Raw genomic sequence first — 14,046 nt, forward strand, 5'->3', positions numbered from 1 at the left:
GTGTTCCAAGGCATTGGCAGCAGCTTAGAGCCATCGATTGCGATCTGTCCCGCCCTCGTCCCGATGTGTGTCGGAGCCATCGCGGCGGGTGAGGCCGGGCCTCCACACTGGAGCGGCTCAGCGCTCTGAGGAGGCCGGCTATGTTCGTGCGTCGTTCGGCGGTCCTGCTCGCGGTCGGGGTCGTACTCGCGGGCCAGCTCACCTATTCGTCCCAGCGGGACCCGGCCGCCGCGGCGCCTGCGCCGGTGGCGGCGAAGGCGCCGGCCCGGCCGCGAGCCGAGGGCCCGGCGCGTCCGACGGTGGTCGCGGCGACGACCCCGCGACCGGCCGACTACGCGTACGACGCGGCCGGTCAACTGCGCGGCGTCAGCCACTCGGCCGACGGCGAGGGCGCTCGCTACGCCTACGACGACTCCGGCAACCTGACCTCGGTCGAGCGCTCGGCGGCGGGTGCGCTGACCGTGACCGCGATCGCCCCGAGCCGGGCACCCGCCGGCGCCACGGTGACCGTCAGCGGCACCGGCTTCGCTACCACGACCGGCGGTAACACGGTCCGCTTCAACGGGACGACGGCGACCGTCACGTCGGCGTCGGCCGCCCGGCTGGTGGTCACGGTGCCGTCCGGTGCGACCAGCGGGACAGTCGCCGTCACGACCGGCTCGGCCACCGCGACCAGCGCGCAGACGTTCACGGTGACCCCGTCCCTGCCCGCACCGGCGATCAGCGGCTTCAGCCCGGCCAACGGCGCCGCCGGCACCACGGTGACCGTGACCGGCACGGGCTTCTCGGCCACCCCGGCCGAGAACAACGTGTCGTTCGGCCGCACCCGGGCCCGGGTCACCGCGGCGACCGCCGCCACCCTCACCGTCACCGTGCCGGACGCCGCCGTTTCGGGGCGGATCAGCGTGCGGACCGCCGCCGGCACGGCCACCGCCGCGTCCGACTTCGTCGCCGTGACACAGCCGTTCGCGGCCGGCGACATCGGCTCCAACGGGCTCCTGACCGCGGACGGCACGGCCACCACGGCCAGTTTCGCGACCGCGGGCAAGGTGGCGGTCCTGCGCTTCGCCGGGGTCAAGGGTCAGAAGCTCAGCCTGGGCCTGACCGGTTCGACGGCCGGTGACATCGCCGTCTACGCCTACACGCCGTACGGGGCGACCTTCGCCCGCGACGAGTACGACCAGCCCTGGCAGGTGTCCACCTTCGACGGCGGCCTGGCCATGCCCGCGCTGCCGACCACCGGCACGTACCAGATCGTGCTGAAGCCGACCTCCTCGACCGCGACCGGCACGGTCGTCGCGACGCTGTCCAGCAAGCTCGTCGGCACGCTGGCGCTGGGCGGCGCCAACACCGCGCTCACCTTCAGCCGGCCGGGCCAGCAGGCCGAGCTCACCGTCGACGCCCAGGCCGGTCAGCACATCGGGCTCGGCTTCACCGGCAGCCTGACCGGCACGGTGGTGGCCGAGGTCCAGGATCCGGCGGGTACGCCGGTGGTCTGGACCAACGGTTACGAATACTCCCGGCAGCTGGAGGATCTGCCCTACGGCGATACCGACTTCACCACCATCGGCGCGGGCCGCTACACGGTGCTGCTGCGCAGCTATGAGCAGGGAACCGGGTCGCTGACCGTCACCGCGTCGGCCGCCGCGGCCGGCGGGGCCCTGGCCATCGGCACGGCCAAGACCGTCTCGGTCGCCCGGCGGGGCCAGGACACGCTGCTCACCCTCGCCGGCACCGCCGGGCAGAACCTCGGGCTCGACCTCGCCGACGTGACGATGCTGCACTACCCGACGGTCACCATCTTCGCGCCCGACGGCAGCACGCTGGCCCAGATCGGCACGCCGGGCAGCTGGACCGACCTGCCTACGCTGCCCGCCACGGGCACCTACTCGTTGCTGCTGACCAGCGGCTCGGAGACCGGCAGCTATACCGTCACGGTGGTCCAGCCGCAGAGCGGGGGCACGCTCAGCCTCACCGGCGCGGGCACCGCGGTCACCCTGTCGGCCGGGCGGGCCGTGACGCTGACCGTGGCGAGTACGGCCGGCCAGGAAGTCACGACCGCGATGAGCAACTGGACGATTCCCGCGTCGGCCGACGCCATGATGACGGTCACCGGCCCGGACGGGGAATTCCTCGACGACGTCTACATCGACTCGACGAGCGCCTTCACGTTCCCCACCGCGACCACCGGCACCTACCGCCTCGTGCTGCGGGCGGAGGGCGGCTCGGGCGGCCTCACGGTCACCGCGTCGCCGACGATCGAGGGCGGCGCACTGACCGTCGGCACCAACAAGACGATCTCCTCGCCGCGTCTGGGCCAGCCGACCCGGATGACCTTCACCGGTGCGGTCGCCCAGCGCCTCAGCATGTACATCAGCAACTACGGCTACACGTACGTGATCTGGGTGAACGTGACCCGGCCGGACGGGTCCACGGTCTACTCCGGCTGGCTGGACGACCTGTGGCTGGCCATCGATCCGCTGACCGTGGCCGGCACCTACCGGCTCGAGGTGCAGCCGCACGCCTCGACCGGGGGCTCGCTCGGATTCGCCCTGGTCCAGGCCGTCGATGCCGGCACGACCGCGGTCGGTGGCGCGGCCAAGGCGCTCACCGCGACGGCCGGCCGCTACGTCGACACCACGATCGCGGTGACCGCCAACCAACGGCTCTCGTTCGGGTTCGGCAGCTGGACGTTCGCCGCGTCGACGATCTACGTCCGGCTGGCCGGGCCGACCGGCACGGTGATTTTCGGTGAGGCCATCCCCAAGCTCGCCAGCCTCGACACCTATCAGTTGACGGCCGGCACGTACCGGTTGTCGGTGATGGCCTCCGACCACGCCGCCGGTTCGGTCAGCGTGACCGTCTCGGCCCAGATCAGCGGGGGAGCGCTGGCCCTCAACACCGGCAAGACGGTCACCGCGAGCCGGCTCGGGCAGGCCACCTGGTTCACGTACGCGGGCACGGCCGGCAAGCTGCTGTCGGTCGCGTTCACGTCGGTGACGATGCCCTACTACCCGTACGTCTGGGTGCGCCGGCCGGACGGCACCGAGCTGGCCTACCTGCCGGGCACCGCAACGGTCAACATTCCGTCGCTGCCGACCACCGGCACGTACGAGATCCTGATCGGCCCGAACTCGGCCACCGGGACAGCGGTCGCCACGCTGAAGACCCGCACCTCGCTGGCCGCCCCACTGGCCGCCCCACTGGCCGCCCCACCGGCCGAACGATCGGCCGGTCCTCGGCCGGTGCCGGCCGCGGCGGTGCCGCGCCGGGCCCATCCGGACACCCGGCCGGCCGCGAAGGCACTACCGGATGCCGCCCGGACGCCGGCTGCCCGGCCGGCCGCGCTACCGGGCAACGGGAAACCCGGCGAGAGCTGGGTGCCGAGCGCGGCCAACCTGTCCGGTGCCGGTTGGACGACCGGACGCGGAACGCCGAAACCGGTACCCGGTCCGTTGCATGCGCTGTCCGGTGTCACCGCGCTCAGCGGCCGCGTCCGTACGCTGGACGACCAGCCGTTGCCCAACGTCACCGTCATCGTCGACGGCGAGCGCGAGCTGACCGACGCACACGGGCTGTTCCTGGTGAAGGACCTGCGGCCCGGGCACCGGGTCCTGCGGGTCGACGGCTCCACCGCGAACACCCCGACGCGCACGTTCGGTCTGCACGACATCGGGGTCGACCTCGCCGCCGGGCAGACCACCGTCCTGCCGTACACGATCTGGCTGTCCAAACTCGACACCGCGCACGTGGTCAGCTTCCCGTCGCCGACCCGGTCCGAAGTGACCGTCAAGACGCCGGCCGTGCCCGGCCTCGAGGTCAAATTGCCGGCGGGCACGGTGGTCCGCGACGTCAACGGCAAGGTGGTGACCCAGCTCGGCATCACCGCGATCCCGGTGGACCGGCCGCCGTTCCCGCTGCCGCCGTCGCAGGTGCCGAGCTACTTCACCGTGCAACCGGGCAGCGCGTACCTCTTCCCGGCCGGCGCCCGCGTGATCTACCCGAACTTCACCCACGCCAAGCCCGGCGCGTCGATGGACTTCTGGCATTACGACCCGGCCGGCAAAGGCTGGTACGTCTACGGCAAGGGCCACGTCACCCCGAACGGCCGTAGCGTCGAGCCCGACAAGGGCACCGAGGTCTACCAGTTCACCGGGGCCATGCTCATCACGCCCGGAGCGGACCCACCGCCGACCGCCGCGCCACCGGCGGGCCCGCCCAACACCGGCGGCGACCCGGTCGATCTGAGCACCGGCCTGCTGGTCGACACGACCACCGACCTGAGCGTCGACGACGTGATGCCGGTGTCGCTGACCCGCACCTACCAGCCGTCGGACACCGGTAAGCGAGCGTTCGGCCTCGGCGCCAACTTCAACTACGGCCTCGACCTCTACTCGGAGAACCGCTTCTACGAGTGCTGGCTCGTGCTGCCGGACGGTGGCCGCATCCGGTTCCACCGCACCAGCCCCGGCGGCAACCCGTCCACCGGTTACATCAACGCCGCCTTCGCGGCCGACCCGACGCCGACCGAGTTCGCCGGCGCCACCCTGATCTGGAACCACGACGGCTGGGATCTGCGGACCGCCGACGGCACGACGTACGTGTTCGGCGACGAGTCGCCGCTGCAGGCGATCCGCGACAAGTTCGGCAACACCGTCACCATCACCCGGGCCCCGGCCGGGCCGTGGACCGACGGTGTCACCCGGGCCAACGGGCCGATCACGCAGATCACCTCGCCCAACGGCAAGTGGATCAAGCTCGGCTACGACAGTCAGAACCGGGTCACCAAGGCCGAGGATGTGCTCGGCCGCTCGGTCGGCTACACCTACGACAGCGACGGGCACCTGCACACGGTCACCGACGCCGATCACGGCGTCACCACCTATACGTACGATGCCGGGCGGCTCAAGACCATCCAGGACCCGCGCGGGACCGTCTACCTGACCAACGACTACGACGGCAACGGCCGCATCCGGCAGCAGACCCTGCCCGGGAACGCGGTCTACCAGTTCGCCTACGTCACCGACACGTCCGGAAACGTCACCGAGACCCGGGTCACCGACCCGCGGGGCCACGTCCGCCGGGTGACGTTCAACGCGGCCGGCTACGCGACCGGCGAAACCTCGGCCTACGGCACCGATCTGGCCCAGACCACGTCGATCACCCGGAACCCGACCGGCAATCTCCCGACCGCCTACGTGGACGCGCTCGGCCGGCGCACCGAACTCGGCTACGACGCCTACGGCCAGGTCACCTCGGAGACCCAGCTGGCCGGCACCGCCGACGAGCGCACCGTCCACATTGCCCGCGACGGGCCGTTCGCGCAGGTCAGCAAGATCACCGACGGACTGGACCACAGCACCGTCTACGGCTACCAGGCCGACGGTGCCCTGCATACGGTCACCGATCCGATGAACCGCGTGGCCACGGTCGACACGAACGAGGCCGGTCAGGCCATCAAGATCACCAACAACGACAACAAACCGCAGATCCTCACGTACGCCCTGGGCGACCTGGTCACGGTCACCGATGCGGCGGGCAATTCCAGCCGTACGTTCGAGGACGCCGCCGGCCGCACGCTGCGCGCGACCGACGCGACGGGCGCGTTCGCCACCCAGGCGTACGACGACGCCGGTCACGTCACCTCGGTCGTCGACCCGATCGGCCGCACCACGGCGTTCCGCTACGACGCCGACGGCAACCTGCACCAGACCGTCGACGGGCGACAGCACACCACGACCTACGAGTGGGACACCTCGGACCGGCTGCAGAGCATCACCGATCCGCTGCAGCGCCTCACGTCCTACACCTACGACGGCAACGGCAACCGGGCCACCGTCACCAGCCCGGCCGGCGAGGTCGTGCACTACGACTACGACGAGCTCGACCGGTTGAAGACGGCCCGCTACGACACGGCGGCCCAGGTGCAGCAGAGTCAGCTGACCTACACCTACGACGCCGGCAACCGCCGTCGTACGGTGGCCGACTCCTCCGACGGCACGACCACGTTCACCCCGGACGGATTCGACCGGGTGGTGTCGGTCTCCGGTCCGGACGGAGATATCGGGTACGCGTACGACGACGCCGACCGGCGCACGAGCATGACGATCGCCGGGCAGCCGGACACCGTCTACGGCTACAACGACGCCGACCAGCTCACCTCGGTCACGCGCGGCAGCCAGACCACGTCGATCGGATACGACAACGCCGGTCGCCGGGGCAGCCTGACGCTGCCGGCCGGGGTCAGTCAGACCTACGGGTACGACGCGGTGGGCAACGTGACGAGCCTGACCTACCGCCAGGGCGGCACCGACCTCGGTGCGATCGCCTACACACCGGACGCCAACGGCCGGGTCGTCCACGTCGACGGCAGCTATGCGCGCGTCGACCTGCCCGAGGCGTACGGCCCGGCCCAGTACGACGCGGCCGACCAGCTGACCACCGCCGGAACGGCGAGCAACACCTACGACGACGACGGCAACCTGACCTCGGACGGCACCGACACGTACTCGTGGAACGTCCGTGGTCAGCTCACCGGGCGTACGGCACCCGGCCTGTCGGTGACCTACGGCTACGACGGCGTGGGCCGGCGGGCCAGCCGGACCGAGGCCGGCACGACCACCGACTACCTCTACGACGGCCTCAACACCGTGCAGGAGAAGAGCGGCGGCTCGGTCGTCGCAACGATGCTCACCGGCGGCCTGGACGAGCAGTTCAGCCGCTCGACCGCGGGCGGCACCCAGTCGCTGCTGAGCGATCGCCTCGGCAGCACGGTCGCGCTGGCCGACAACAACGGGATCGGCGCCGAGTACTCCTACGACCCGTTCGGCGGGACCACGGTGACCGGCGACGACGCCGGCAACGCCACCCGGTTCACCGGACGCGAGGACGACGGCGACGGCCTCTACTACTACCGGTCCCGTTACTACTCGACGGGCGCGGGGCGGTTCGTCAGCCGGGATCCGATCGGGCTGTCCTCGGGCGACCCCAACGCGTACGCCTATACCTTCAACCAGCCGACCGGCCTGGTCGACCCGATGGGTACCCGGCCACCGGCGCCGAGCAGTGACGACCCCGGTTGCGAGTCGAACAGCTTCATCCCGGGCACGCAGGTGCGGATGGCCGACGGCAGCGCCAAGCCGATCGAGCAGATCCGCGTCGGCGACAAGGTGCTGGCCGGAGACGGGACCAGCGGGCGGAGCCGCCCCGAGAAGGTCACCGCGACGATCGTCGGCAGCGGCGACAAGCAACTCGTCGAAATCACCGTGGCCGGTGCGCACGGTTCGACCGCCGTCATCACCGCCACCGACGGCCACCCCTTCTGGGTCGCCAACCCGCAGACGGCCCAGCACCCGGGTGGCCATTGGGTCGACGCGGCCGACCTGCGCCGGGGGGACTGGCTCAAAACCTCGGACGGCCGGCTGGTCCGGGTCGCCGGCACGCACTCGCTCGAGCAGAACGCCCGCGTCTACAACCTGACCGTCGCCGACATGCACACCTACTTCGTGCTGGCCGGCTCCTCGACGGTCCTGGTCCACAACGACAACGACGACGACAGCAAGGCCTGCCCACGTCCGAAACACATCGCCGACCACACCCGTTTCGATTCGAACGGCAACATCCGGCCGGGGCAGGACCAGACCTACTACGCCGGACGCCAGCTGCCGGAAGAGCAGGCGCAGGGCAAATGGAAGGGCTCGCAGGCGTCGCACACCGAGGCCCGGGCGACCCGCGAGGCCGGCTCCCCGTACCCGTACTGGGTCACCGGTGACGACCCGATCCTCGGGCGTAACCTGGTCGAGCCCGGCGACACCGTCCTGCTGGAAGGTGAGCTGCCGCCGTGCAGCTGGTGCCAGGTCGCGATGCAGGACGCCGCGGAGAATACCGGGGCCAACTGGGTCTACACCTGGATGGAAGACGGCGTTCAGCAGTTCTGGTGGCGTGGAGCGGCTAGTTGAGGTGAGTCGATGAACACCATGGTCGCGCGAGCGGTCGGTATCGAAGACATGGATCCGTTGCTGCTCGTCGGCTTCGGAGAGTCGCACGGGGCGGAGGGGCGAGACTTCGTCTTCCAGTGCGACCTGCGGGTCAACGACTATCCGGAGCAGAGCAACTGGCCGCAGGGCGAGACATACTGCGTGACCGACGCGGACGGCCGCACCAGCTTCGGCGGTGTGCTCGAGGCCGAGTTCCGCGGCGACGTACTCCGGGTCCTGTTCGACGACCGCACGGTGGCTGCCCTGCGCCTGCCCGAGCCGGAGTGGGAGCTGCACCTGCAGGACGGCGACGCCGACCTGCCCGAGGTCCGCCGCCAGCTCACCCGCGTGCTGACGTGCGGCCGTCCCGAGTTCCGCCCCCGTCTGCTGGAAATCGACGGTGACTAGGGCCACGCCCATTGTGGACACTATGCTCCCGTTGACCTGACGAGGAAGGCAGACGAGCGATGACCGGCAGCTTCGACCCTGACCTGCAGGCCCGGCTCCGGGTCGAGGAACCGCACAGCGCCCGCATCTGGAACTACTGGCTCGGCGGGAAGGACAACTTCGCGGCCGACCGCGCGGTCGGTGACCAGGTGAAAGCGGTCTATCCCGAAGTGGTGGAGGTGGCTCGCGCCTCCCGCGCCTTCCTCGGCCGGGTCGTGCGGTTCCTCACCGAGGAGGCCGGCATCCGGCAGTTCCTCGACGTCGGCACCGGCCTGCCCACGGCCGACAACACCCACGAGGTGGCCCAGTCGGTCGCTGCCGACGCCAAGGTCGTCTACGTCGACAACGACCCGCTCGTCCTGGTCCACGCCCGCGCGCTGCTGACCGGCGCCGGCGTCACCGACTACATCGATGCCGACGTGCACGACCCCGCCGCGATCCTGCGGGGCGCGGCGCAAACGCTCGACTTCACCCGCCCGGTCGCCCTCATGATGCTGGGCATCCTCGGCAACGTCGCCGACGACGACGTCCCCGGCCCGGCCGAGATCGTCGCCGAGTTCCTCGCCGCCGTACCGTCCGGCAGCTACCTGGTCATCAACGACAGCGTCGCGACCGCCGAGACCGCCGAGGCCGTTCGCACCGCACGGACCAGCGGCGCCGACTACCACCTGCGCACTATCGACCAGATGAACAGCTTCTTCAACGGCCTCGAACTCGTTCCACCGGGCGTCGTCTCCACGCCCACCTGGCGCCCCGCCGCGGGCACCACCCCCGAACCCCTGGTCGTCTACTGCGGTGTCGGCCGGAAGCCCTGATGCGGTCCACTTCGGACTACCTGCTCGACAACCAGCAGCCGGAGGCCGGCGAGCGGTTCGATCTGCTCGCTCGAATGTTCAACTCCGGCACCTTCCGCCGCATCGAGTCTCTCGGCATCACGGCGGGCTGGCGCTGCTGGGAGGTCGGCGCCGGCGGATCGAGCATCCCGTCGTGGCTGGCCCAACAAGTCGGCCCGGACGGCGAGGTGCTGGCAACCGACATCGACGTCCGCTGGCTGTCCGGCGACGGCTTCCAGGTGCGGCACCACGACGTCGCCGCCGATCCGGCGCCCGGCGCGGGCTTCGACCTGGTGCACGCCCGCGCCGTGCTGACCCACGTACCCGGCCGCGACCAGGCGCTGTCGACGATGATCGCGGCGCTGCGCCCCGGCGGCTGGCTCGTCCTGGAGGACGTCGACCCGGGCCTGCAGCCACTGAGCTGCCCCGACGAACAAACCCCGGAACACCGGCGGGCGAACCGGCTGCGGCAGGGCTTTCGCACTTTGCTCACCCACCGCGGCGCCGACGTGGCGTACGGCCGCACCATCCCGCGGCGACTGAACGAGGCCGGGCTGACCGACGTCCAGGCGGAGGCCTACTTCCCGCTGTCTTCCCCCGACTGCGCGGCCCTGGAGGCCGCAACCATCCGCCTGATCCGCAACGACCTCATCACCGACAACCTCGCCACCGCCGACGAGATCGACGCCCACTTGCGCTACATCGCGACCGACCCGGGCCAGTTCGCCACCTCAGCCATGGTCACCGCCTGGGGCCGCAAGAAATGACGAGCACCCGTCTCCGGCCACGGACGGCTGCGGCATGCCAGCCACAAGGCCGAGCCCCACGACGGCCGCGGTGACCGACGCGCCATCCGCCACCGCCGCGTCGGCCCCGCGACCCTCACCGCCGGCATTATCTGCACCACACCCCAACCACAATCGACGACTGGCACGGTCGAGCCCTGAACATCCGCAGTGAGACCTCACCGCGAAGGGAACCGGCGGCCACGCTGTCGCCGGGCGAAGAAAAGCTGGGCCGGCGCGGCCTTGAGGCGATGCGAGTTTTCGCAAACTCAGTCTTCAGCAGGCTTCCAGCCGAGCGCTTGGTGCGCCACCCGGAACGTTGATTACTCGCACTTGTCCGGGGATGTAGGACGTGCAGGAAGTCGCGGTGGTAGCCGATATAACGACCTTAACGCGAACTGTGGTCGAGCAAGAATTGGTAACGGTGAGTATCGTGGCACCCGAGTTCTTGGACAAGGTGACGCAGGCGGGCAGCCCTGATGCAGCTTGGGCGGCAGGCGCCCAGGGAATCATTACCGATGCGATGATCAAAGCGCCGCCGACCGCTGTCTTTCGAGCTGCCCTGCTGATACGGATTGCCACTGTATCCTCCTTAGTCTGCCGCGAACGCCAGTCACGCCGGAGCCCCCGCGAACATCGGCACTACGAAACTTGTCTATATGTATAGCAGCGGGCCTGCAGCCCCGGAAGGTCCGCTCGCGCAGGATCTGAATCGGATTCTGCCGAGTGCTGGAAGCCCCCTATTCAACTGAGTGCGGGCTGATTCCCCGGCCAGCGAAGGTGTCCGTCAGGAACGGTCACGCACTGCAGAACGGCGGCGTGCCTAATTGCCGCGAACGTCGCCGTTCAGCGACTTGCGGCTGCGGCGTCGAGGGTTCCGCTTCCCGGCCGAGGTAATCGAGGTGGCGGCGCGTCGGAAACACCTGCCGGCCTGGGGCCAATGCATGCCGATGTCGCTACTGAGCCAGAGCCATACCCGATCGTGAAACAGATGGCGACGCCTGCAGTGTCAAGGCTGTGTGCCAAGTAACTGTTCTCGTTACTTGAAGCACGAAGATGACACCACGGGCGCTCGTCGCCTCCGATGGCCGTCCAGGCGTGCACCTAGGTGGTGACCCAGTTCGGGCGAACCCAGGCGAACGCCCGTGACCGACGCCTCAGCACATCGGCGAGCCCGATCAGGGCAAAATCGGCAGCTATCCATGGCATGGCCTGGGTCACCGGTTGCTGACTTTTCGTCTGCGACCACCATGCGACCACGGAGTACGCAAAGGCCGCTCACCCACCCGGATGAACGGCCTTTGACCTGCACTTCTGTGGTAGCGGGGACAGGATTTGAACCTGCGACCTCTGGGTTATGAGCCCAGCGAGCTACCGAGCTGCTCCACCCCGCGTCGGCTTCTGAAGCTTACCTTGCCGGTTGTCGGGGGTCGCGCCGGGGAGGGTGAGTCGGAAGCGGAGGCCTCCGCCGCAGGCCGGGGCCGGTTCCGGGGAGTCTCGCTGCCTCCGGCGTGGGTGAAGGCGTCAAGGGTCTCGACCCGCTGTCCGTCGACCACGCGATGCAACGGGCGGCGACCTTCGTTCCCGCACGGCGTCGACGGGGGTAGGCCACCGACGGCCGCGGTGTCGAACCAGGGCGCAGGCTCCACGGGCTGGATGTCGGTCGTTCGACGCCGGTGAAGGACGCGTGGACCGGGCGGGCGACCCCCGGCACCGACGACCACCCCCGGCACCGACGACCACCCCCGGATGCCGGTCGGCGGCCCGTGCCGCGTCGGGCCGTGTCGCGCCGGCGTCTGGAGGAAGGCGGCGAAGGGCCGGAACGGCGCGAAAACGACAACGTTGTCAACAGACGGCGAGCAGGGCGAAGGCTAATTCAAGATCGAGATGGACTGATCGTTGACAGCGCTGTCAGTCCGAGCGCAAACTCCCCGGGAACGGTGTTGTTTCCAGCTCTTTACGAGAAGAGCACGAGATGAACGACGTACCCGAAGGCGCCGCCGGCACCAGCCGGCCGACCGTGTACGACGTGGCCCGGGTCGCCGGGGTCTCGATCAAAACCGTGTCCCGGGTCGTCAATCAGTCGCCGCTCGTCTCCGCCAAGACCCGCCGCCTGGTCGCCGACGCGATCCAGGATCTTGGCTACGTCGTGAACGCCGCCGCCCGCTCCCTGGTCACCGGCAACTCCACCACCATCGGGGTGATCGTCGACTCGATCGCCGACCCGTTCTTCGCCTCGCTCGTCTCGGTCGTCGAGGTCGACGCGATGGCGGCCGGCTTCAGCACCCAGGTCGCGTCGACCTGGCGGGACCCGCTGCGGGAGCGCGAGCAGGTACTCCGCATGAGCCGGGAGAACGTGCGCGGCCTGCTCCTCGCGCCGACCGCGGGCGACCACGACTACCTGAAGGGCGCCCTCGGCGACATCCCGGTAGTGCTCGTCGACCGCGGATGGCCCGACTCGGGCCTCGACACCGTCGGTGTCAACGACCGTGCCGACACGAAAGCGGCGATCGAGCACCTGCTGGCGTACGGGCATCGCCGAATCGCCTTTCTCGGCGACTACTCCGAGCTTCCGACGACGCTGAACCGGCGTGCCGGCTACTCCGATGCCATGAAAGTCGCCGGAGTGCCGGAGTTGGTGCGGTCGACGCTGAAGAACAGCGAGGCGACGGTCGCCGAGCTCCTCGCCCGGCCCGACCGCCCGACCGCGATCTTCTCGTCCAACGCCCGCACCAGCCTGGGTGCCGTCCGGGCGCTCCACCGAGCCGGCCGCACCGACGTCGCCCTGATCAGCTTCGGCGACTTCGAACTTTCCGACACGCTGCAGCCGGGGGTGACCGTGGTCGATCACGACCCGGCCCGGATCGCGGCGGCCGCCGTCGACCGCCTGCTCACCCGCATCCGAGGAGCACCACTGGACAAGGCCGACATTCTTCTGCCGACCGAACTTGTGCTACGTGGATCCGGAGAGTTGCCATGCGTCCAGTCCTGATGCCGCCGAACATCATCGACCACTTCTATCGGGGCGGGGAGCGGATTGCCGCCTTCCGTTCCGTGGCGGCGCCGTCCGCGCACAGTCCCGAGGAGTGGCTCGCGGCGACCGTCCATGTGGCCGGGAGGCCCGGCGACGGGCCGAGCCGGCTGGCCGACGGGACGCTCTTCGCCGACCTGGTCGCGGCGGACCCCGCGGGCTGGACTGGGGCATCGGACCGCCAGAGCGATGTCGGCCTGCTGGTCAAACTGCTCGACGCCGGTCAGCGGCTCCCGGTTCACGTCCACCCCACCCGGCCGTTCGCCCGCGAACACCTGCACTCCTGCTACGGCAAGACCGAGGCCTGGCACATCCTCGAGACGCAGGGCGACGACCCGTCGGTCTGGGTCGGTTTCCGTGCCGACGTCGACCCGGATGAACTGCGGAAACGCGTCGACGCCCAGGATTCGGCCTGGCTGCTCGACCACATGAACAAGATGTCGGTGCGCCCGGGCGACGGCATTCTGGTGCCGGCCGGCGAGGCGCACGCCACCGGGGCCGGCGTCTTCCTGGTCGAGGTGCAGGAGCCGACCGATTTCTCGATCCTGCTCGAGTGGTCGGTCACCACCGCCGGCCGGGAGGAGTCGCACCTCGGGCTGGGCTTCGACACCGTGCTGCGCGGGGTCAACCATCGTGCGACCGGTCCCGAGGAGTTGGCGGCTCTGAAGCACCACGTCGATCCGGCGGCCACGAGCAGCCACCTGCAAAGGGCGCTTCCCGCGGCGTCCGGCGCGTACTTCCGCTTCGATCTCGCGGCACCGGCCGGCGCCGTGCCGGTCGCCGTGCCGCACGGCTTCGCCGTCGCGATCGTCCTTTCCGGAACCGGCGTTCTGTGCTGGCAGAGCCAGGAAGAGCAAACGCTTCGGCGCGGCGAGGTCTATGCGATTCCGGACGGCCTGGGGGATTGGTCCCTCCGAGGTTCCGTACGCGTAGCCCTGTGCCGCCCCAGCGACGACTGGCCCGAAATCTCGTAG

The 14,046-nt window shown here is 70.0% G+C and carries 7 protein-coding genes and 1 tRNA gene; 6 read left to right on the top strand and 2 right to left on the bottom strand.

Features of this window, described 5'->3' with window-relative positions; genetic code table 11:
• The first annotated feature begins 140 nt into the window (after window positions 1-140).
• From ACIA5C_RS36050 to ACIA5C_RS36065, 4 genes are read left to right on the top strand one after another with little or no spacing between them, the layout of a single operon-like run.
• Window positions 141-7,958: a polymorphic toxin-type HINT domain-containing protein gene (locus ACIA5C_RS36050; protein ID WP_396063148.1), complete on the top strand. Its 7,818-nt coding sequence runs from the start codon at window positions 141-143 to the stop codon at window positions 7,956-7,958.
• 9 nt (window positions 7,959-7,967) lie between these two features.
• Entirely contained in the window at window positions 7,968-8,384 is a 417-nt protein-coding gene (locus ACIA5C_RS36055) for a hypothetical protein (RefSeq protein ID WP_396063150.1), read from the top strand.
• A 59-nt stretch (window positions 8,385-8,443) separates the two neighbouring features.
• Window positions 8,444-9,238 (top strand): SAM-dependent methyltransferase, encoded by a 795-nt coding sequence (locus ACIA5C_RS36060; RefSeq protein ID WP_396063152.1) that lies wholly within the window; start codon window positions 8,444-8,446, stop codon window positions 9,236-9,238.
• Window positions 9,238-10,023: a methyltransferase domain-containing protein gene (locus tag ACIA5C_RS36065; RefSeq protein WP_396063154.1), complete on the top strand. Its 786-nt coding sequence runs from the start codon at window positions 9,238-9,240 to the stop codon at window positions 10,021-10,023. Before ACIA5C_RS36060 ends, ACIA5C_RS36065 begins: the two co-directional genes overlap by 1 nt.
• A 294-nt stretch (window positions 10,024-10,317) precedes the next feature.
• On the opposite strand, the gene ACIA5C_RS36070 is transcribed toward ACIA5C_RS36065, so the two are convergent.
• Together ACIA5C_RS36070 and ACIA5C_RS36075 are read right to left on the bottom strand one after the other, a co-directional pair.
• The gene (locus tag ACIA5C_RS36070; protein WP_396063510.1) at window positions 10,318-10,554 is read right to left on the bottom strand and encodes a hypothetical protein; all 237 of its coding nucleotides are present in this window, start codon (window positions 10,552-10,554) and stop codon (window positions 10,318-10,320) included.
• An 804-nt stretch (window positions 10,555-11,358) separates the two neighbouring features.
• Window positions 11,359-11,435: transfer RNA gene (locus ACIA5C_RS36075), tRNA-Met, on the bottom strand.
• Between the two features lie 581 nt (window positions 11,436-12,016).
• Here ACIA5C_RS36075 and ACIA5C_RS36080 point away from each other — a divergent pair.
• Window positions 12,017-13,033 (top strand): LacI family DNA-binding transcriptional regulator, encoded by a 1,017-nt coding sequence (locus tag ACIA5C_RS36080; RefSeq protein ID WP_396063156.1) that lies wholly within the window; start codon window positions 12,017-12,019, stop codon window positions 13,031-13,033.
• Window positions 13,018-14,046: a class I mannose-6-phosphate isomerase gene (locus ACIA5C_RS36085; RefSeq protein ID WP_396063158.1), complete on the top strand. Its 1,029-nt coding sequence runs from the start codon at window positions 13,018-13,020 to the stop codon at window positions 14,044-14,046. Before ACIA5C_RS36080 ends, ACIA5C_RS36085 begins: the two co-directional genes overlap by 16 nt.

The sequence above is a fragment of the Actinoplanes sp. NPDC051343 genome (assembly GCF_044455125.1).
Classification (GTDB): domain Bacteria; phylum Actinomycetota; class Actinomycetes; order Mycobacteriales; family Micromonosporaceae; genus Actinoplanes.